We start from the raw sequence: 18899 nt of genomic DNA on the forward strand, positions 1-18899 counted from the left end.
AACAATTCCGGATTTTGGCATCTATTGAGAATTTTTATACTGTGTTACCCGCTTCTGGCAAGGAAATTCAGACACATTCTCTGCGGCTCCAGGCGTAATCTTGTTGGCATCGGCGAGCGTGACTGACATGCCGCCACAGACAAGCAACATGGACAGGAGCGGTGCCATGACCAACCTGGCAAACGGTGTGCAATCGATGCTCGCGCTGCCTTCGGCCAACGAGGACAGCGATCCCCAGGAAACGCGCGAATGGCTGGACGCACTCGAAGGCGTGCTGGCGCATGCCGGCAGCGCGCGCGCCAGCTTCCTGCTGCGGCGCCTGGCGGCGCATGCCGCAGCGCAGGGCCTGCCGCCGCCCGGCGCCGGCCCGAGCGCCTATGTGAATACCATCCCCGTGCAGGCGCAGCCGCCCTACCCTGGCGACCTGGAGATCGAAGCCCGGCTGGGCGCCGCGCTGCGCTGGAATGCGTTGGCCATGGTGGTGCGCGCCAACCGCGCCTATGGCGAACTGGGCGGCCATATCGCCAGCTATGCCTCCGCGGCCGATCTGTTCGAAGTCGGATTCAACCACTTCTTCCGCGGCGACAGCGCCGAACAGGGCGGCGACCTGGTCTACTTCCAGCCGCACTCGGCCCCCGGCGTCTACGCCCGCGCCTACCTGGAGGGTTTCCTCGACGAGACCCACCTGCAGCACTACCGGCGCGAGATCGGCGGGCCGGGCCTGTGCTCCTACCCGCATCCCTGGCTGATGCGGGACTTCTGGCAGTTCCCGACCGGCTCGATGGGCATCGGCCCCATCAATTCGATCTACCAGGCGCGCTTCATGCGCTACCTGCAGAACCGCGGGCTGCAGCCGGCGTCGTCGCGCAAGGTCTGGGGCTTCTTCGGCGATGGCGAGATGGACGAGCCCGAGTCGATCGGCGCATTGTCGCTGGCCGCGCGCGAGCAGCTCGACAACCTGGTCTTCGTCATCAACTGCAACCTGCAGCGGCTCGACGGGCCCGTGCGCGGCAACGGCCGCATCGTCGATGAGCTCGAAGCGCTGTTCGCCGGCGCCGGCTGGAACGTGATCAAGGTGCTGTGGGGCTCGGACTGGGACGAGCTGTTCGCCCGCGACCGCTCCGGCGCGCTGGTGCGGGCCTTCGCGCAGACCGTCGACGGCCAGTTCCAGACCTTCTCCGCCAACGACGGCGCCTACAACCGCGAGCATTTCTTCCAGCAGAACCCCGAGCTCGCCGCACTCGCCGCGCACCTGAGCAACGACGACATCGACCGCCTGCGCCGCGGCGGCCACGACCTGCGCAAGCTGCACGCCGCCTACACACGCGCCATGGGCCACCGCGGCCAGCCCACCGTGATCCTGGCCAAGACCATGAAGGGCTTCGGCATGGGCACGGCTGGCCAGGGGCGCATGACCACGCACCAGCAGAAGAAGCTGGAGCTGGAAGACCTGAAGGCCTTCCGCGACCGCTTCCAGCTGCCGCTGTCGGACGACGACGTCGCCAACCTGCGCTTCTACAAACCCGCCGACGACAGCCCGGAAATGCGCTACCTGCACGCACGCCGGGCCGCGCTCGGCGGCTACCTGCCGCGGCGCCGGCAGGCCGCGACCACCGCGCTCACGGTGCCGCCGTCCGGCCAGTGGGCCGGCTTCGCACTGGCCGCGGACGGCAAGGAAATGTCGACCACCATGGCCGTGGTGCGCATGCTCGGCAGCCTGCTCAAGGACACCGCGCTGGGGCCGCGCATCGTGCCGGTGGTTGCTGACGAGGCACGCACCTTCGGCATGGCCAACCTGTTCCGGCAGGTCGGCATCTATTCGCCGCTGGGCCAGCGCTATGAGCCGGAAGACCTGGGTTCGATGCTGTACTACCGCGAATCCACCGGCGGGCAGATCCTGGAAGAAGGCATCTCCGAAGCCGGCGCGATCTCGTCATGGATCGCCGCGGCCACCGCCTACAGCGTGCACGACCTGCCGATGCTGCCCTTCTACATCTACTACTCGATGTTCGGCTTCCAGCGCATCGGCGACCTGATCTGGGCCGCTGCCGACCAGCGCGCCCGCGGCTTCCTGATCGGCGCCACCTCGGGCAAGACCACGCTCGGCGGCGAGGGGCTGCAGCACCAGGACGGCACCAGCCACCTGGCCGCGTCGACCATCCCCAACTGCCGCGCGTGGGATCCCGCCTTTGCCTATGAAGTGGCAGTGATCGTGGAGCATGGCATGCGCGAGATGGGCGAGCAGCAGCGCGACGTCTTCTACTACGTCACCGTCGGCAACGAGAACTATGCGCAGCCGTCGATGCCGCAGCCGGCCGATGCCGTGCGCGACGGCATCCTGAAGGGCATGTACTCGCTTACGCCCGAACGGCGCGATGCCAGCCAGGTCGACCTGCTCGGCGCGGGCGCCATCCTGCCCGAGGTGATCGCCGCCGCGCGCCTGCTCGAAGACGACTGGGGCGTGGTGGCGCAGGTCTGGAGCGTGACCAGTTTCACCGAGCTGCAGCGCGACGCGATCGCCGTGGAACGCAGCAACCGCCTGAACGACCAGCATGCCCGCTCGTATGTCGAAACAGCGCTGGCAGGGTCGAACGGCCCGGTGATCGCCGCCACCGATTATGTGCGCGCGGTGCCGGAGCTGATCCGCGCGTGCGTGCCGGGGCGCTATGTCACGCTGGGCACCGACGGCTTCGGGCGCAGCGACACGCGGCAGGCGTTGCGCGCGTTCTTCGAGGTGGACCGCCATTCTGTCGTGGTCGCGGCGCTGCGGGCGCTGGCCGATGACGGCAAGCTGCCTTCCGATGTCGTGCGCGCGGCGCGGGAGCGCTATGGCAAGTCGGGGGACAAGGCCGCGTCGTGGCAGGCGTGACACGCCGCATGCCCTGACCTTCTCGGTCAGCAGGCTTGCGTCACCGGCCCCGCAATGCCGCGGCGCGCCCGTTTTCCGGGTTGCCGTTCGCAGACAAGGTGTTCATCAAGGGGCAGCAATCCTCGGTGCCATTGGCGTGGCATTGTCCGATCAGGATCTTTAGTTCCGCGCGCATCCCGCGCAAATCCCTCAGCCTTTCCTCCACCAGGCTGAGCTTGCGCTCGGCCAGTGCTCGGGCCGTGCTGCACCGGCCATGCTTCTGCTGCAGCAGTCCCCGGATCTCATCCAGCGTGAACCCGAGCGACTGTGCCTGGCGGATGAAATGCATCCGCTGCAGGCTCTGTTGCGAATACTGGCGAATTGCGCCATGGGCGCGCTCTGGCACCGGCAGCAGCCCGCAGCGATGGTAGTACCGTACCGTCTCCACGCCAACGCCAGCCGCCTTGGCCAGCTTCCCGATCGTCAGTGTTTGCTCCATCGCTTGACTCCGTACCTTGGTACGGACCTAGCCTATGCCAAACCCGCCTTTAAGTGAAGGGGATTGCATTTCGACCGCAGAATGACGGCGGCCGCCTTACGTAGCGGTATCTCTAAAAAGGTCATCATGCAATCGCGCATCATTCGTGTTCTGCCCGCGGAACATGGCTGGACATTGGAATTCAGCGGCCTCGATATCAAGCCCCAGCGGTTTCCGACCATGGAAGCGGCAATCGCGGCCGGCTGGAACGTGGCCAGGCGGCATCAGGCCGAATTGCATATCCATCGTCTTGACGGGGATGTGCATCTGCGCAGCCCGTTCGGCGACAAGCAACAGAAGCCGGAGCAGTGATGCCGCGCAGCGGCGGCGGCCGCGTGCGTGATGCAAGGCCATATCACTAGCGTGCGCCGGAAAGCGAGCCTTTTGCACAGATCTCGCGAGGAAAGGTCAGCAGTCGATACGTGGCCTTGATCAAGCGGCACGCCGCCAGGCGAAGCGCGCTCCGCATGTCCCAAATTAACAAACGAATGTCCCCGTAAAGCAAGCGGGTCCGCTTCGATCGCCCGATACTCCATCTCCAAGCAGGCCCTGAACCTGTACGCAGATCCAATCACTGCTGGAGACATGACATGGAGATCAGGCAGATCACCCCGGCCATCGGTGCCGAAATCACGGGCATCCATCTCGGCGACGCGGCGCGCGATCCCGCGCTGTTCGCCGACATCAAGGCAGCGCTGCTCAGGCATCGCGTGCTCTTCTTCCGCAAGCAGGACATCACGCGTGCCGAGCACGTGGCGTTCGCCAGCGCCTTCGGCAAGCTGGAAGACCACCCCGTGGTCGGCAGCGATCCGGATCATCCTGGCCTGGTGCGTGTCTATCGCAGCGACAACCCGCACAGCTACGAGAACAACTACCACTGCGACGGCCTGTGGCGTCCCAATCCGGCCATGGGCGCGGTACTGCGCTGCATCGAATGCCCCGACATCGGCGGCGACACCATCTGGGTCAACATGGTGAAGGCGTATGAGGAACTGCCCGACGACATCAAGGCGAAGGTCGACGGGCTTCGTGCCCGCGCCAGCATCGAGCAGAGCTTCGGCGCGGTCATGACGCCCGAGGCGCGCGCGAAGCTCGCGCAGGACCATCCGCCCGTGGAGCATCCGGTCGTGCGCACGCACCCGGAAACCGGCGAAAAGGTGCTGTTCGTCGGTGCCGGCTTCTCGACCTACTTCACCAACTACAGCACGCCGGCCAATGTGCGGCACGGCATCGACAAGGCGCCCGGCGCGGCCCTGCTGCTCAACTACCTGATCAGCCGCGCCACCATTCCCGAATACCAGGTGCGCTGGTCGTGGCAGCGGGGCGACGTCGCCGTGTGGGACAACCGCTGCACGCAGCACTACGCGCTCAACGACTACTTTCCCGCGCCGCGCAAGATGGAGCGCGCAGCCATCGTCGGCGACATCCCCTACTGAACCGAAGCCGCCTTCCGACCCGGAGACTCCCCATGAACTTCCTCGACGGCCACCTCTTTCCCGAAAACCAGCAGCCGCTGATCATCACGGCCGCACCGTATGCCCCCGGCTGGCTGCCTTCCGATTTCCCGGAAGACATTCCGGTCACCATGGAGGCACAGATCCAGAAGGCCGTGGACTGCTACAACGCCGGCGCCACCGTGCTGCACCTGCATGTGCGCGAACTGGACGGCAAGGGCTCCAAGCGCCTGTCCAAGTTCAACGAACTGATTTCCGGCGTGCGCGCCGCGGTGCCCGACATGATCATCCAGGTGGGCGGCTCGATTTCCTTCGCGCCGGAGGATGAAGGGCAGGCAGCCAAGTGGCTGTCGGACGACACCCGCCACATGCTGGCCGACCTGGATCCCACGCCGGACCAGGTCACGGTGACGGTCAATACCTCGCAGATGAACGTCACCGACCATGCGGAAGACGCTGACTTCCACGGCACCTCGCGCCAGGACATGGCGCTCTTCGACGCCTACAAGAACATGACGGTGCCCGCCAATCCGGGCTGGGTGGAAGAGCATGTGCGCCGGCTGACCGCCGCCGGCATCCAGAGCGAATTCCAGTGCTACAACATCAACAGCCTGGAGTCGGTGGAGCGGCTGATGCGGCGCGGTTTCTACAAGGGCCCGCTGAACATCAACTGGGTGGCGATCGGCGGCGGCATGGACACGCCCAGCGTCTACAGCCTGGCCAACTTCATGCGCGCGGTGCCGGACGGCGCGGTGGTGACGGTCGAGAGCAATGTGCGCAACGTGCTGCCGGTCAATACCATGGGCATTGCCATGGGCCTGCACGTGCGCTGCGGCACCGAGGACGTGCTGTGGAACCCGCGCCGCACCGCAAAGCAGGGATCCGTGGACCAGATCGAGCAACTGGTGCGCATCTCCCGCGAACTGGGCCGTGACATCGCCACCGCCAAAGAGGCGCGCGAGATCTGCCGGATCGGCGTGTTCTACGACACGGTGGAAGAGTCGCTGCGGGCCAACGGCTTCGCGCCCAACCGCAACGGCGCTACCCAGGGCTTCCTGCGCAAGACCCAGTAAGCCGCACTCCCCCGCCGACACGGCCCGCCGACAGGGCCGAGGGGACACAGAGAAACGGAGACAAACATGAAACGCTTCCCCCAGACCCGGCGCCGCGCGGTCGTGCTCGCGCTTGCCCTCGGCGCACTGCTGCCGGCCGCCCAGGCGGTGCGCGCCGCGCCGGCCACCGAGTGGCCGACCAAGCCGGTGCGGATACTCGTCGGCGCGCCCCCCGGCGGCACCGCTGACATCCTGGCACGGCTCTTTGCCCATGAACTGCAACGGCCGCTCGGGCAGCCCGTGATCGTCGACTACAAGTCCGGCGCGGCGGGAACCATCGCCGTGCAAAGCCTGCTGTCCGCGCCGCGTGACGGCTATACGCTGCTGCTGATCCAGAAGGGCATCGCCTCGGAGGTGCCGCAAGCGATCAAGGTGTCCTACAACCCGTTCAAGGACATCGTCCCGCTGGTCCAGCTCACGCGCCAGGGCCTGGTCCTGGTCGGCAATCCCGGTCTTCCCGCGAAGAACCTCGCCGAGCTGGTCACGTACGTAAAGGCGAATCCGGGCAAGGTCGATATCGCGAACTTCGGCATCGGCCTGCGCGGCCACACCATCGGCGTCCAGTTCAACCGGCTGGCGGGGCTCGATACCGGCGCGGTCAGCTACAAGGGCTCGCCGCCCGCGCTGCAGGACATCATGGGCGGGCAGGTTCCGCTGATGTTCGACGGTCCGGCGACGTCCATGCCGTTCATCAAGGCGGGCAAGCTGCGGGCCTTCGCGGTGGCCTTCCCGCAGCGGCTCGCCGCGCTGCCGAACGTTCCCACGTTTGCCGAGCTGGGCTATCCCGACCTGAGCGAGGTGGGCTGGATGGGGCTGTGGGCGGCGCCGGGCGTGCCGCCGGCAGTGGTCGCCAAGGTGCGCGAGGCCACGCTCGCGGCCATGAAATCGCCCGCGCTGCAGCGCAAGATCGAAGAGCTGGGCATGGAGATCGGCACGCCGGCCACTACGGATGAGCTTGCCAGAGACGTGCGCGAGTCCTACGAGCGCCAGGGCAAGCTGCTGCGTTCGATTCAGTTCAAGCCGGAATGACGGCAGCCGGGGCGCCTGCCTCGGCCCTGCCAGCACAATCCCTGTCAGGAGACAGCATGAAAGCAGTACGAGTACTACCGCGCGCGGAGGGTGGCCAGCTGGCCGTGCAAGATATCCCCACGCCGCAACCCGGCCCCGGCGAGGTGCTGGTGCGCGTACGCGCATCCGGCATCAACTATGGCGAAATCAAGTACATGCGGGAACACCGCACCGGTGCCCCGATGACCGCCGGCGTGGAATTCGCGGGCGAGGTCGCCAGCGTCGGCGCGCAGGTCCGCGGCTGGCGCGAAGGTGACCGGGTGATGGGCCATGGGCGTGGCTGTCATGCCCAGTACGTCATCGCGGCGCCGCTGGCGCTGATGCCGGTGCCGCCGGAGGTATCGTGGGTCGACGCGGCCGCATTCCCCAATGTGTTCATCACCGCCCATGACGCGCTGGTCAGCAACGGCGAGCTCAAGGCCGGCGAGACGGTGTTCATCAACGGCGCCTCGGGCGGGGTCGGCATGGCCGCGGTGATGGCCGCCTCCGCGCTTGGCGCGAAGGTGATCGCATCGTCGCGCTCGGCGGCCAAGCTGGAGCGGCTGGCAGGCTATGGCGTCGATGTCGGCGTCAATGCATCGAGCGAATCGCAGGTCGAGGCCATCATGGCCGCCACCGACGGGCGTGGCGTCGACGTCATCATCGATACCATCGGCGGCACGGTCTTCGAAGACCACATCAAGAGCCTGGCGGTCAAGGGCCGGCTGGTGAACCTGGCGCGCCTCGGCGGCGCCAGTACGGCCCAGGTCGATCTCAACTTGCTATGGCTTAACCGGCTGAAGCTGATCGGCGCCACCTTCCGCACGCGCACCGAGGCCGAACGCCTCGCCTGCGTGCAGGCCTGCGCGCGCGACCTGATGCACTTCTTCCGCGAAGGCAAGCTGCGCCTGCCGATCGACCGCACCTTCCAGATGGATGCGATCGGCGAGGCCTATGCCTACATCGAGCGCAGCCAGCATATGGGAAAAATCGTGCTTATTGCCGACTGACGGCAGTTCCCGCGCGCCGGCGCCCCGTGCCGGCGCGCTCCGCTGCTGGCTGGCCACCCGACACGGCTGCCTGCAAGCGCCATTGCGTGACGCTGCAGCCGAAGCTCGCGCGAAACCAATGGCTGAAACTGCTCTGGTTCGAGAATCCCAGCAGCCCCGCGATCTCGCCGAGCGGCAGGTCGCTCTCCTGCAGGTGCCGTTTGACCAGCTCGGTACGAACCTCGTCGAGCAAGTCCGAGAAGGTCAGCCCATCGACGATGAGATGGCGATGCAGCGTGCGGCGGTCCACCCGAAGATGCCGCGCCACCTGCTGGGCGGTACAGCGTCCGCCGGGCAACAGCGCCATGATCAGCTCGCGGCACGCCTCGCGCATGCCCTCGCCGCGCTGGCGCAGCGATGCCTCGAGGTAGTCCCGTGCCAGCTGGATGGCCCCGGAATGGTCGGGCGTGCGCGGCGTGTCCAGGTCGGCCGTCGCGCAGACCATGCCATTGAACGACTGGTTGAACATCGGGTTGCGGCCGAAGAATGCGCGGTGCGCCGCCATATCCGCCGGCGGCCGGTGCGTAAAGCAGACCTGCTGCGGCCGCCACTGCGGCCCGATCAGCTCGCGCAGGATCCGGAACATCATGGCGACGCTCAACTCCATCGCCTGCCGCGTTGGCGCGCCCGGCCCCGGCAGCAGGTCTTCGCGGATGACCACGGTCTGCCCGGTCTCCTCGATGCGCATGACCAGCGAAGTGCTGATCAGCTTCAGGTAGCGGCACAAGGCATCGAGCGCCTGCCTCGGCGATGGCTCCTCCTTCAGCACCAGGCTGATCGGCCCCAGGTTGGAAAGCGTGCGGCGCGCCGCCAGCCGCAGCGCAAAATCCTCCGTACCGGTGGCGCTGGCGGCCAGCTCCAGCAACTCGCGCAGCGCCTGGCTGGGAATCAGCGCCTGCGGGTCCCTGAGCAGCCGCGCGGACAGCCCGGCCTTGCGCAGCAAGGCCCCGGGATCATGCCCGAGCGACTCCGTCAGCTCGATGAAGCCACTCAGGCTGGCGCTGCGGACAAGTCTTCCGACGTTTTGCATGGCGAGGACCCGGCGCGCGCGGGGACTGCGCCGGGGCATTCGTGTGAGTCGATGGGGGCGCTGCGGGACGGGGGTCGCGCACGCGGGTGCGTGCAGTATGCCTCAAACGGAGGCCTGGGACCGGCGAGTGGGGAGCGTTGGAGATTTCAAGACACGCGATCAAGGCACGGGACCAAGGCACCAGATCAGGAGAGATCGCATGGTCGGACCGGCACATGGCACCGGTCCGTTTTGCCTGAGGTCAGTCAGACTGGTACTTGGGCGAGCGCGGCCCGTAGAGAATGCCGGCAGGCTGGCCGGCAGACAGCAGCCGGTAGCTGGCGGTGCCCGCCACACTGTAGCTGGCATCGAACGTGTGGTTCATGACCTGCGTCACCGCCGCATTGATGAGCATGCCGATCAGTCCGCCGCCACCGCTGGAGCTGTCGGTGGCTGACACGGCCGTACCGCTCCACAGGACGTCGCCCGTCTTGAGATCGACCAGCTTGGCGTTGGCGGCCACGCGGGTCACGCTGCTGATGATCTGGTATTTCGAACCATACTCGGTGACGGTCACGTACAGCGCGGCGTCGGCCCCGAAGATCTGGCGCAGCTTGGCCACCGGCACGGAATGGATGTCAGCCGGCACGGTCAGGCCGTTCTGCCGGAACGTCTCTTCAACCACTGCGACCGGCAACACGTAGTAGCCCGATTCCGCCAGCGGGACCGTCGCTTGCGACAGCATGGCATAGGTGGCCTTGACGTCCGGCGACTCGTTCAGCGGCGGCAGCACCACGATCGAGCGGGGACGGCTGGCCTTGAACGCGGAGTAGTCCACCTGCTTGTTCTGCACCGCGCAACCGGCGAACAGCAGCACGACACCCACGCTGGCGATATAGGTCAGGATCCGGCGGATCATTTGGCACTCCCTGCCGCGGGCGCGGCCTTGGCGGCGTCCGCCTTGATTTCAGTGCGGCTGTCGCTCTTGACGTTACGCAGCAGGAAATCCATGTACGGGGTGGCTTCGGGGAAAAGGGTTTTCTCGGTCTGGAATGCGCTGACCATCTGGTCCGGCTTGCCAAGGTTGAGGTACAGCATGCCAAGCTGGGCATGGTAGCCCGGCGGCACGGCGCCGCCCTTGGCCTGGATCTTCTGCAAGCCCGCTTCCAGCGCCGTAACTTGCGCCTCCCGGGACTCGCCCTTGAAATATTCGTAGACCTGGGCCTGGTACCCCTCCCACTGATACATGGGCTGTGGGGCCGCGCAGCCGGCAAGCAGGATACTGCCAGCGACAGACCATAACGCTGCCCTGCGCAGCGTGACCGTTTGCATCATCATTGTTTTCATTTTGGTAATGGAATGGTTATCTCTGACCCGGGTTCCACGCCCCGTTCTCGATGGCAGCCACGAGGTTGTTGATGGCCTCGCGCATGGCCAGGTCCATGACCTTGCCGTTCAGCGTCGAGTCATAGCTGGCGGTGCCGCCGAAGCCGATCACTTCGCGGTTCGACAGCGTGTATTCACCCGCGCCCTGGGTTGAATAAACCACTTCCGAGGTCGAGATGTTGATGATGTTCAGGTTGACCTTGGCATAGGCCACCTGGGATTTGCCCCGGCCAAGGATGCCGAACAGCTGCACGTCGCCGACTTCCTTGCGGCCAAATTCGGTGATGTCGCCGGTGACGACAAAGTCCGCCCCCTTCAGGCGCTGCGCCTGGTTCTTGATGGTTGCCTCGCGCCTGATCTCGTCCAGGTTTTCACGCTCCAGCACGTTGAAGCGGTTGGTCTGCTGCAGGTGGGTGACCAGGCTGGTCTTGGCCTGGCCGCTCAGGCGATCGATGCCGTCCGAAAAAACACCACGCATGTAGTTCGAGCGGTTGTCGAACTTGCCTACCGCAATAGGCGTGCGCACGCCGTTGTACGGGCGGCTGGCGCTTTCCACCTTCTGGACCGGCAACGCGGTCGAGGATTCGGTGGCGCAGCCAGCCATGCCAAGCGCGGCAACGACGGCGAGCAGGCAGCAAGTCTTGGTTTGTTTCACTGATTTCTCCTGGTTTGCAGTGGGGACGCGGCGGCTATTATGGCGCGGCGGCGCCCGGGCCGCGACTGGTGGCACAGCCGGCGGCGTCATTCCGGGAGGAAAGAGGGAGGGAGGTGTATCCGGCCAGCTACAGCGACCGGCCGCAGGAGGGAGCTGGAGGTAGAGAAGCCCCTGCAATGGCGGGGTTCAGGCTGCGGCCGGGGCCAGCGCGGGGGAATCGGTGAGGCCTTGCGCAACGCCGCCGAAGGGCGTTCGCGAGCAGGTTGCTGGCGAGGTTCTCGCACCTGGTGGACGACGGGATCACCGAGTAGCCGAGTTGCAGCGCCCAGGCCAGCACTACCGGGCCGGCGTCGCCTGGTGCCGCTGCGCGATCGCGCCGATCACCGGGTACGCCAAGCACCTTGCCGCACGCCAGTGTGCCCGCTTTACTTTCGCTCAAAAAGTGGTCTATAAACCAGACTGTCTTGATTTCAGATCAACAATGAACATCACGCTCGACGAAATCCAGGCGTTTGCGACCGTGGTCGACACCGGCTCGATCACCGCCGCCGCGCAGCAGCTGGACCTGACCGTGTCGGCCACCAGCCGCACGCTCGCGCGGCTCGAGGAAAAGCTGAAAACCACGCTGCTGCGCCGGACCACGCGCCGCCTGGAATTGACCGAGGAAGGCCGGGCATTCCTGCAGAATGCGCGGGCGATCATCGACTCGGTCGAAAGCGCCGAGGAACAGATGCTGGCGCGGCGCGAGAAGCCGTCCGGGCGCTTGCGGGTCGACGCCGCGACGCCGTTCATGCTGCACGTGATCGTGCCGCTCGTGCGCGGCTACCGCGAGCGCTATCCGCAGGTGGAACTGGAGCTGAACAGCAACGAAGGCATCATCGACCTGCTCGAGCGGCGCACCGACGTGGCGATCCGGATCGGCCGCCTGAAGGATTCGACGCTGCATAGCCGGCTGATCGGCAATAGCCGGGTGCGCATTCTCGCCAGTCCCGCCTATCTCGACGCACATGGCCATCCGCGCAAGGCCGACGACCTTGGCGGGCATGCTCTGCTCGGCTTCAACCAGCCCGAGTCGCTGAACGTGTGGCCGATACTTGGCGCGGACGGGGAACCGTACCGGATCGCGCCGGCCGTGTGGTCGTCGAGCGGTGAAACGCTCCGGCAACTTGCGCTCGACGGCTCAGGCATCGTCTGCCTGTCGGATTTCATGACCGCGCAGGACCGCGAGTCCGGGCGCCTCGTGCAGGTCCTTGCGCGCCAAACGCAGGACGTGCGGCAGCCGGTGCATGCGGTCTACTACCGCAACACGGCGATTTCATCGCGGATCGCGTCGTTCGTCGAGTATCTGATCGAAGTGCTCGGCAGCGGAAGCGCCGCGCGCGGGGCGCCGGCGTGGACGGACCGGTAACCTCGCGCTCAAGCCCGGTGGCACCCTGGCTGGCCCAGTTGTCGTACTCAGCCTGGCCGCCGAACCGGCCGGTATACTTCCGGCCTTCACCAGGTACCCAAGGATTATCCATGAGCGCGTTACCCTCCTGCCCGAAATGTCATTCCGAGTTCACCTATGAGGATGGGGGTCTCTATATTTGCCCGGAATGCGCTCATGAATGGTCGGCGCAGGCATCGGCACCGGCCGAAGCGGAAGCCCGGGTTTATCGCGATTCAGCCGGCAACGTATTGCAGGATGGGGATACCGTCACAGTCATCAAGGATCTCAAGCTGAAGGGATCGGCCGGTGTGGTCAAGATGGGCACCAAGGTGAAGAACATTCGCCTGGTTGACGGTGACCACGATATCGACTGCAAGATCGATGGCTTTGGTGCCATGAGCCTGAAATCGGAGTTCGTCAGGAAGGTGTGACGGGATCGAGATTGCGCTTCGCCCGCAAGGCGCGGAGACCGATGCCTATCTGGGGCTCATCAATGCCATCGATCCCGACAGGAGGTTTCCTCCGATGCATGACCAACGTGTCGACGATGGCACCCGAGATGCCCCTGCCGCGGCTTCCGCGCTGCTGACGAAGCTCTCGCCGGTCCAGCATGAAGCACTGGCTGTCTGTCGGGAACAAAGTATGGAAAGCTCAGCTTTTGGCCCCTATCAATCAGCCTGAAACCGTTGTGCCGTATGGGTTTCCGGGAAACCTTCCAACTCATCGGGAGGTTCGCTTTTCGGGCCAATTTGCCGAGAGTTCACGCATGCTGGCACCTGAGCCAGAACGGGAACATAGTTTGGAAAACCTGGCGACACCTTCACGGGTACAGACTTCCGGACCACCCGTCTTGCACTGCCGAACGGCAGCTTGCGCTCCCCAACTTGCTTTGCTTTCGGTGCCGTCGATTATCAGCGCAAGCTTCCAACGTCGGCCACGATCGGAATATAGCGGAAAGGAGACGCGGCGTCCCTCCTTCGCCGGCGCGGCCTGGGTCTCGCGAGGGGGCGGCCATCAGGAAGGGTAGCAGAACATTGATGGCTTGATCGCGGCGCAGAACACTACTGGCCCCCAGCCACCTCACCCCTCGCTCTGCGCGGCATGGCCGACCGTATCAATCGCTCTAGCCGGGCCAGCGTCGCTGTGGCGGCTTTGCGCTATTGCCGGTTCCCACGGGTCTGAGTTCCCCCTCCAATGGCAATGCATCCGGATCCAGCAGATGCTCTCCCTCGGTGGCCTTCTCATAGAGATGATCTCGTACGACCTGGCCGATCGCGATTCGACACAGCACTTCGGAGGTCTGGTCAGTTGCCGACGGCAGATTGCTATCGGTGCTTCGTACGGTAAAAGAACGTCTTCCCGTGCCGATAAAGCTGGTGAACTGGATGCCCCCGGCATGAGTGCTGTCGCGGAAGCTGACAGACACGTGATAGGCAAGGCCCTTGCCATCGGCGAACAGCATGCAGAGAAAACTGGATGGCGAGGTTGCGTTGTGCATGACTGGCGATCCTGGAGTTTCGGGGGAGTCTCCGACTTCAAGACCTGTTTCCGACTCTACTCCTTCCGCACCCATCACGGTGAACCAATAAAGAAAAAGCCCCGCCGGCTTTCCTGGCGGGGCTTCTTGCGCACCTTGAACGGTCGGCTTAGATCGGTTCGATCTTGGTCGCGGCCGGGCCCTTCTGGCCTACGCCAGCCACATAGCGCACTTTCTGGCCTTCCTGGAGCGACTTGAACCCGTTCCCCTGAATTTCGGAAAAATGAGCGAACAGGTCGTTTCCGCCTGCATCAGGCGTAATGAAGCCAAAACCCTTTGAATCGTTAAACCACTTTACAGTACCGGTTTCCATGTGAGGACCCCTTAAGAATTCTCGCCGAGCCGAAAAAGCGGGCGAGGCATGACAATCAAGGAGGAAACATGGAGAGAAAGTGGCGCCGCCGGGGCGTGTACCTAACGCTTCGAGGTTACGCTTGAAGATCCTGCATTTATTCTTATACAGGCATGCCGCATCGCGGTCAATGAAGATCTCACGGCGATCGATACGTACTCGCCAGGTCCGTCACAAGCCAATGCGCTGAAGACGTCCGAGAAAGAGTGCCGGATTGTTCCGCGATGCATGCTACAGTGGTACGCCTTCAGCACAAGAGGTCGGTATGTTTCTCTGCGCAAACTGTCTCGCTGTGGCGAGTGACGCCTCCGGTGCCCCTGGACATCTCGGGTTGCGCATCATCGATACCCGTCGAAGCAAGATGCCTCGGTCGGTCACGAGCACGATCAGTACATTCCGCTGCTCGGACTGCAGCGCAATCTGGAGCTACCGTGAAGCAAAGGACAGCGGTCCGCAAGGCTGGTCGCTGGTGCCGTGCGAAAAGACCGGCGATGGTGGCTGATACGCCGAGCCACATGCTGCAGACTTGCACAGATACGGAGAGACATGACCGGTCTCTTGCACCGTCTACACTCCCGCCATCACAACCTTTTGGGTCGTCGTGCCTTGGGTGACTGCACAAGCCTGTAGTCGATGGACGCCAACGCCAACACATATTTTTCAGGCAAGGACCGCGATCGAACTGGGCGGCGCTGAACCGCGGTGCATTCCGACTATGCTGTTGAGCGAGCAGAGGGGGACCACCGAATCATGATCGAGCCAATCCTGCTGGCCGTCACGTGCGTTGCCACATTCGAAGCTCAACAGGCAAAGACCAACGCCACCGGCTTTTTCTTCAAACGAGGCCAGCGACTGTTCATTGTGACAAGCCGGCACGTGCTGATCGACGAGCCGACAAGACACTTCCCGACCGGATCGAGACAGAGCTGCACGTCAATCCGGACAACTTGGCGGAGTCCATCGGCTTCTCAATTCCACTGTATCGCGACGGCAAGAGTGTTTGGCGCGATGGGCTCGATGGCGGCGGCGGCATCGACGTGGCCTTGATCGAACTCGACCGTACCGTTCTGCCGTCGAGCGGTCTACCGTGCCTTTACGCCGGCCCACCTTTACCGGCCACACGAACGCATCGAAGCAGGCACTCCGGTGCTGAGCGTCGGCTTCCCGCTGGGTTTCCATGACACGCTTCATCATCTGCCCGTCGTACGCCAGGAAGTCATCTCGTCCTCGTTCGGCATGCGCTTTCAGGGGCATGGCTACTTCCTGACCGATGCGAGGACGCATCGCGGCACAAGTGGAGCACCGGTGGTCATGCGCATACCCAGGATCGATGCATCCACGCGCGCGCTGCCGGGGATGCTGCTCGGCACCCATTCGGCCAGACTGGACGTGGGCTCGCGGGACTTTGAACTGGACGAAGCCTTGGGCTTGAATTCCGCCTGGTATGCCGACATCCTACTGCCCCTGACCGAGGCATGATCCGGTAAGGCGATCGGACCTGATGGATTCGGCACTCCATGGAATTACCCCGGATGCGCGGTACCCGCCGGCCTAGGACGCACCCTCCAGGCAGGAAATCCCCGCAGGTGGTACCATGCGTTTGTGTCGACACCAGTCGATGCCCAATGCGCCGTCCGCCAGACATCATCATTAGAAGAGTATTAGCGGCAGCACGGGCGTACACCCGAACCTTTCGCGGCAACAATCGGCCGCAATCATCTCCGACCCGCGGCGCGTCCGCTCCGTAGCCAGCGCGCATGTACTAGGCGTACTGGCTAGCGCAAGCACGGTCAATCCCACGCCAGTTTCTCCGCCTGCGATGGCACGCGGGACGCGACACTGGCTTTTGCAATGGCAACCGATCGCCGGGCACGCACGTACCACACCAAATGGGAACGCTGGACATGCCCTCCGGAATCGAGCGCCTTCCGAACAAGCAACAATTTGAATCCCAGCATTACTCCGTTCACCGTTTCGGTTTACCCCATCCAACAAGAGCCCGGCGTCTGGTTCGCGAACTACATGATCTCCGAGTATAAGGACGGCGCTGAACGCATCGTCGCCAACGTCTCGATGCGGCATGCCACGCACCATACGGAAGCCAAGGCCAGGCAAGCCGCCCGTAGCGCAGGGGAAAGCGCAGTGGCACACATACGCCTGCAACCATCCCCGCATCGGCAAGCTGCAACCCATTCCACGCTACCGCGTGGCACTCGCTGAATCAGAAAGGAGCGTCCTTGGCTAAAGAAGAACTGGTGGAATTTGGCGGAAAGGTTTCGGAAGTCCTTCCGGATAACCGCTTTCGTGTCACCCTGGAGAATGGCTTCGAGGTTTGGGCCTATTCGTCCGGGCGGCTCAAGAAGAATCGCATACGTATTCTTGCCGGGGATCGTGTCACGCTCGAAATGTCGCCATACGATCTGACAAAGGGACGCATCAACTATCGCCACAAGTTCTGAGCGAATGCGGCGTTTCCACGTTCCCGAAATGGCGACCACCGTTGACACCACCTCGGTATAGGACCATCTTTGTCTTCGTCCAGGTACACGAGAGCGCAACCTCTGGATCCACATAGCACTCCAATCTACGCAGCAACAATACATGGCGTAAGCCAATAGGATCCGAGGTGCGAGATGCAACGAGACAAGTCTTTGCTGGACAGAATCCTCTTGGCGCTACGAGCCGAGATCCAGGCCTCGATGACCGACGTCCAGCTTGGCAAGGCTCTTGCAATGTCGACCCTTCCAGGCTAGCCCACCATCTCCTGCTCCTGCAGGACCATAGACTGGTGGAGAAGACCCCAAATATGGCGTGGCGCCTGACGTGGAACGGCCACGATCGAGCAGACGCCAGCCTGAAGTCTTAGCTCGCTGGCGCCAGGCGTGGTTACTGAACGACGCGCGGAACGGCTGCTTTGGCAGAATATCCCCATGAGCCAGCATCCCTTTGCAACCGCACCGGCCGTTACCGTGTAGCGATATCCAACCCTGGCGCGAACCGTCGCTTGGCGCCAGCGCTGTGCATGATCCGCATGGGTCATGGCAACCGCTCCGCAGGTCATGGCGCTCTCGAGCGGCTCTCCTTACAAGACAGCGTCATGCCGATCCGAGTGCGCAGAACAATACTACGCCGCCTTGGGTAGACCGCTTGCAGATTCGCGCGATAGTCTCATTGACTACGGTTGGAAAGCTCCGTATAACTACTGAGCAGGATCTTCAAGCAGCCATGCCACCTGCGTTGAAACGTCGGCCTCTACGGGGCGACCGTCATCAATGCCGCCTCCTTGATCTTCTCGCTGCGCCCTACTTACTGAGGCGTAGATTGCCGCAAGACACAACGCGAAGCGTGCGAATCCATATGCCAGCCAGGGTCTGCGAGAGCCCACTTCTTTTCTATTGAGCCATTCCTCATCGGGGATCGCTGAACCACTGACTGTAGAGAAACGCTATTCGTTTACGAGGGGGGGCGTGTGTTGGCAGTTTACTCTTCCAGTTTTATCCTACTTGTCCTCTCTCAGCTATTTGATTGGCGACAACGACGAAGCGAAATACCGAGCAGAATTCTCCATTGGCTCAGTGTGTTCGCCTATTCCACATCATTACTGGTGATGGTATGTGCTGTTGCAAAGATGCTCACTGACGAGCGTTCGCCATGCAAGCACGAATGAGTTGGCTGTGCCAGGAGTATCGAGGCATGTACATACACGTCGCGGCATTCGAGTCTCCCCGCGAGTGTGTTCGAACTGGCGCTCCCGGGCCGAAATGGCGCTATATGATGGCCATCCGTTACACAGCGAATCGGGACGATCGAATGCTCTGTGAATCATTCGACGAAGAGGATGATTACTACACGCGCGCGGCCGCGGAGCAGGCTGCCGTCCACTATGGAAAATTCGCTGTCGATATTATTCATGACCTGATCTGAGGCGTCGCCGCGTATCGCCATGGAAAGGTAAAAATTCCATGAGCGTTCACAGCGAATAAGAATTGTCGTGCACTAGCGGCCTTTATTTAGATCGAATATGAAGAACGTAAAGTAATGCCATAGTGGATAGTCAAAAATCCTGATGAAATACCTTAACGCCATCACGAAAAGCGCATACGGGAACAAACCATACTTGGAGTGAAATGATGGACAACTATCCTGCAGCAAACTGTAAGGGCTTTGATATCTACCCGTTGGTCTATAAATTCGACGCACCTCGCAAATGGCACGAGCGCCGGCCAGACCGCTCATACAGTGCGTCCGTGGTCATCTGTCGGGAAGGTCAGCCACCTAGTGGAAATAACGCGCGGGTGTTCCACGTTCCAGATATGCACTGGGCTGACTTGGGATTGGCGAAGCGTGCCGCCGTACGACACGGCGAACACGTTATCGATGGCCTGGTCGCAGGTGAGTCGATCGTCGGCCTGTGATCGTAAACGCTGAGACCCTTCTTCGGACATACACTTGCCTACAGACAGGCTAAGGTCACTCGTACGGC

The 18899-nt window shown here is 63.3% G+C and carries 19 protein-coding genes and 2 pseudogenes; 13 read left to right on the top strand and 8 right to left on the bottom strand.

All coding sequences use genetic code 11. From position 1 onward, the window contains the following. The first annotated feature begins 166 nt into the window (after nucleotides 1–166). Nucleotides 167–2869, top strand: a complete 2703-nt coding sequence (gene mdeB / locus IPF36_RS11200; RefSeq protein WP_135703516.1) for an alpha-ketoglutarate dehydrogenase — start codon at nucleotides 167–169, stop codon at nucleotides 2867–2869. A gap of 40 nt (nucleotides 2870–2909) precedes the next feature. Here mdeB and IPF36_RS11205 read toward each other — a convergent pair whose 3' ends face one another. Further along, the gene (locus tag IPF36_RS11205; RefSeq protein ID WP_133093392.1) at nucleotides 2910–3347 is read right to left on the bottom strand and encodes a MerR family transcriptional regulator; all 438 of its coding nucleotides are present in this window, start codon (nucleotides 3345–3347) and stop codon (nucleotides 2910–2912) included. Between the two features lie 63 nt (nucleotides 3348–3410). On the opposite strand from IPF36_RS11205, the gene IPF36_RS11210 reads away from it, so the two are divergent. The 5 genes from IPF36_RS11210 (at nucleotide 3411) to IPF36_RS11230 (ending at nucleotide 8009) form a co-directional block, all read left to right on the top strand. Then, nucleotides 3411–3698 (top strand): DUF2188 domain-containing protein, encoded by a 288-nt coding sequence (locus IPF36_RS11210; protein ID WP_240745760.1) that lies wholly within the window; start codon nucleotides 3411–3413, stop codon nucleotides 3696–3698. A gap of 278 nt (nucleotides 3699–3976) precedes the next feature. After that, complete coding sequence (locus IPF36_RS11215) at nucleotides 3977–4822, top strand: TauD/TfdA family dioxygenase (protein ID WP_133093393.1); 846 nt, start codon at nucleotides 3977–3979, stop codon at nucleotides 4820–4822. 32 nt (nucleotides 4823–4854) lie between these two features. After that, nucleotides 4855–5913, top strand: coding sequence for a 3-keto-5-aminohexanoate cleavage protein (locus tag IPF36_RS11220; RefSeq protein ID WP_133093394.1), 1059 nt, complete (start codon nucleotides 4855–4857; stop codon nucleotides 5911–5913). Between the two features lie 66 nt (nucleotides 5914–5979). Continuing rightward, nucleotides 5980–6981, top strand: a complete 1002-nt coding sequence (locus IPF36_RS11225; protein WP_133093395.1) for a tripartite tricarboxylate transporter substrate binding protein — start codon at nucleotides 5980–5982, stop codon at nucleotides 6979–6981. A gap of 56 nt (nucleotides 6982–7037) precedes the next feature. Further along, nucleotides 7038–8009: a zinc-binding dehydrogenase gene (locus IPF36_RS11230; RefSeq protein WP_133093396.1), complete on the top strand. Its 972-nt coding sequence runs from the start codon at nucleotides 7038–7040 to the stop codon at nucleotides 8007–8009. Here the strand turns inward: IPF36_RS11230 and IPF36_RS11235 are convergent. From IPF36_RS11235 to IPF36_RS11255, 5 genes and pseudogenes are all read right to left on the bottom strand, one after another. Beyond that, the gene (locus tag IPF36_RS11235; protein ID WP_133093397.1) at nucleotides 7996–9078 is read right to left on the bottom strand and encodes an AraC family transcriptional regulator; all 1083 of its coding nucleotides are present in this window, start codon (nucleotides 9076–9078) and stop codon (nucleotides 7996–7998) included. The two genes, IPF36_RS11230 and IPF36_RS11235, sit on opposite strands and share 14 nt — an antisense overlap. Before the next feature lie 241 nt (nucleotides 9079–9319). Next, the gene (locus tag IPF36_RS11240; protein ID WP_195427981.1) at nucleotides 9320–9976 is read right to left on the bottom strand and encodes a DUF799 domain-containing protein; all 657 of its coding nucleotides are present in this window, start codon (nucleotides 9974–9976) and stop codon (nucleotides 9320–9322) included. Beyond that, on the bottom strand, nucleotides 9973–10395 hold the full coding sequence (locus IPF36_RS11245; protein WP_255519744.1) for a DUF4810 domain-containing protein: 423 nt from the start codon (nucleotides 10393–10395) through the stop codon (nucleotides 9973–9975). Before IPF36_RS11245 ends, IPF36_RS11240 begins: the two co-directional genes overlap by 4 nt. Before the next feature lie 25 nt (nucleotides 10396–10420). Further along, complete coding sequence (locus IPF36_RS11250) at nucleotides 10421–11047, bottom strand: CsgG/HfaB family protein (protein ID WP_133093421.1); 627 nt, start codon at nucleotides 11045–11047, stop codon at nucleotides 10421–10423. 292 nt (nucleotides 11048–11339) lie between these two features. Beyond that, nucleotides 11340–11516, bottom strand: a pseudogene (locus IPF36_RS11255) (aldo/keto reductase); the annotation flags it as partial. Between the two features lie 63 nt (nucleotides 11517–11579). On the opposite strand from IPF36_RS11255, the gene IPF36_RS11260 reads away from it, so the two are divergent. Further along, nucleotides 11580–12506: a LysR family transcriptional regulator gene (locus tag IPF36_RS11260; protein WP_135703514.1), complete on the top strand. Its 927-nt coding sequence runs from the start codon at nucleotides 11580–11582 to the stop codon at nucleotides 12504–12506. Between the two features lie 110 nt (nucleotides 12507–12616). Continuing rightward, nucleotides 12617–12958, top strand: coding sequence for a zinc ribbon domain-containing protein YjdM (locus IPF36_RS11265; protein WP_133093400.1), 342 nt, complete (start codon nucleotides 12617–12619; stop codon nucleotides 12956–12958). 692 nt (nucleotides 12959–13650) lie between these two features. On the opposite strand, the gene IPF36_RS11270 is transcribed toward IPF36_RS11265, so the two are convergent. Both IPF36_RS11270 and IPF36_RS11275 read right to left on the bottom strand, forming a co-directional pair. Continuing rightward, nucleotides 13651–14025 carry a hypothetical protein gene (locus tag IPF36_RS11270; protein WP_195427982.1) on the bottom strand — a complete coding sequence of 125 codons (375 nt, stop codon included), beginning with the start codon at nucleotides 14023–14025 and terminating at the stop codon, nucleotides 13651–13653. Between the two features lie 148 nt (nucleotides 14026–14173). Next, nucleotides 14174–14377 carry a cold-shock protein gene (locus IPF36_RS11275; protein ID WP_010812830.1) on the bottom strand — a complete coding sequence of 68 codons (204 nt, stop codon included), beginning with the start codon at nucleotides 14375–14377 and terminating at the stop codon, nucleotides 14174–14176. Nucleotides 14378–15166: 789 nt separating this feature from the next. Here IPF36_RS11275 and IPF36_RS11280 point away from each other — a divergent pair. The 5 genes and pseudogenes from IPF36_RS11280 to IPF36_RS11295 all read left to right on the top strand — a co-directional run bounded on the left by IPF36_RS11280 (nucleotide 15167) and on the right by IPF36_RS11295 (nucleotide 18831). Further along, a pseudogene (locus tag IPF36_RS11280) lies at nucleotides 15167–15895 on the top strand (serine protease). Nucleotides 15896–16360: 465 nt separating this feature from the next. Then, nucleotides 16361–16636 (top strand): isochorismatase, encoded by a 276-nt coding sequence (locus tag IPF36_RS34605; protein WP_135703999.1) that lies wholly within the window; start codon nucleotides 16361–16363, stop codon nucleotides 16634–16636. A gap of 17 nt (nucleotides 16637–16653) precedes the next feature. After that, a complete protein-coding gene (gene infA, locus IPF36_RS11285) occupies nucleotides 16654–16875 on the top strand; it encodes a translation initiation factor IF-1 (protein ID WP_135703512.1) in 222 nt (73 codons plus the stop codon). A gap of 1234 nt (nucleotides 16876–18109) precedes the next feature. Then, nucleotides 18110–18340, top strand: coding sequence for a hypothetical protein (locus IPF36_RS11290; RefSeq protein WP_240745759.1), 231 nt, complete (start codon nucleotides 18110–18112; stop codon nucleotides 18338–18340). Between the two features lie 206 nt (nucleotides 18341–18546). After that, the gene (locus IPF36_RS11295; RefSeq protein ID WP_135703998.1) at nucleotides 18547–18831 is read left to right on the top strand and encodes a hypothetical protein; all 285 of its coding nucleotides are present in this window, start codon (nucleotides 18547–18549) and stop codon (nucleotides 18829–18831) included. Nucleotides 18832–18899: the final 68 nt, after the last annotated feature.

It is taken from the genome of Cupriavidus sp. IK-TO18 (assembly GCF_015549295.1).
In the GTDB taxonomy this organism is placed as follows: Bacteria; Pseudomonadota; Gammaproteobacteria; order Burkholderiales; family Burkholderiaceae; genus Cupriavidus; species Cupriavidus oxalaticus_A.

Coding starts and splice junctions, on each gene's coding strand:
- mdeB (WP_135703516.1), top strand. CDS start 167: ATGACCAACCTGGCAAACGGTGTGCAATCGATGCTCGCGCTGCCTTCG.
- IPF36_RS11205 (WP_133093392.1), bottom strand. CDS start 3,347: ATGGAGCAAACACTGACGATCGGGAAGCTGGCCAAGGCGGCTGGCGTT.
- IPF36_RS11215 (WP_133093393.1), top strand. CDS start 3,977: ATGGAGATCAGGCAGATCACCCCGGCCATCGGTGCCGAAATCACGGGC.
- IPF36_RS11220 (WP_133093394.1), top strand. CDS start 4,855: ATGAACTTCCTCGACGGCCACCTCTTTCCCGAAAACCAGCAGCCGCTG.
- IPF36_RS11225 (WP_133093395.1), top strand. CDS start 5,980: ATGAAACGCTTCCCCCAGACCCGGCGCCGCGCGGTCGTGCTCGCGCTT.
- IPF36_RS11230 (WP_133093396.1), top strand. CDS start 7,038: ATGAAAGCAGTACGAGTACTACCGCGCGCGGAGGGTGGCCAGCTGGCC.
- IPF36_RS11235 (WP_133093397.1), bottom strand. CDS start 9,078: ATGCAAAACGTCGGAAGACTTGTCCGCAGCGCCAGCCTGAGTGGCTTC.
- IPF36_RS11240 (WP_195427981.1), bottom strand. CDS start 9,976: ATGATCCGCCGGATCCTGACCTATATCGCCAGCGTGGGTGTCGTGCTG.
- IPF36_RS11245 (WP_255519744.1), bottom strand. CDS start 10,395: ATGATGATGCAAACGGTCACGCTGCGCAGGGCAGCGTTATGGTCTGTC.
- IPF36_RS11250 (WP_133093421.1), bottom strand. CDS start 11,047: ATGGCTGGCTGCGCCACCGAATCCTCGACCGCGTTGCCGGTCCAGAAG.
- IPF36_RS11260 (WP_135703514.1), top strand. CDS start 11,580: ATGAACATCACGCTCGACGAAATCCAGGCGTTTGCGACCGTGGTCGAC.
- IPF36_RS11265 (WP_133093400.1), top strand. CDS start 12,617: ATGAGCGCGTTACCCTCCTGCCCGAAATGTCATTCCGAGTTCACCTAT.
- IPF36_RS11270 (WP_195427982.1), bottom strand. CDS start 14,025: ATGCACAACGCAACCTCGCCATCCAGTTTTCTCTGCATGCTGTTCGCC.
- IPF36_RS11275 (WP_010812830.1), bottom strand. CDS start 14,377: ATGGAAACCGGTACTGTAAAGTGGTTTAACGATTCAAAGGGTTTTGGC.
- IPF36_RS11290 (WP_240745759.1), top strand. CDS start 18,110: ATGTACATACACGTCGCGGCATTCGAGTCTCCCCGCGAGTGTGTTCGA.
- IPF36_RS11295 (WP_135703998.1), top strand. CDS start 18,547: ATGGACAACTATCCTGCAGCAAACTGTAAGGGCTTTGATATCTACCCG.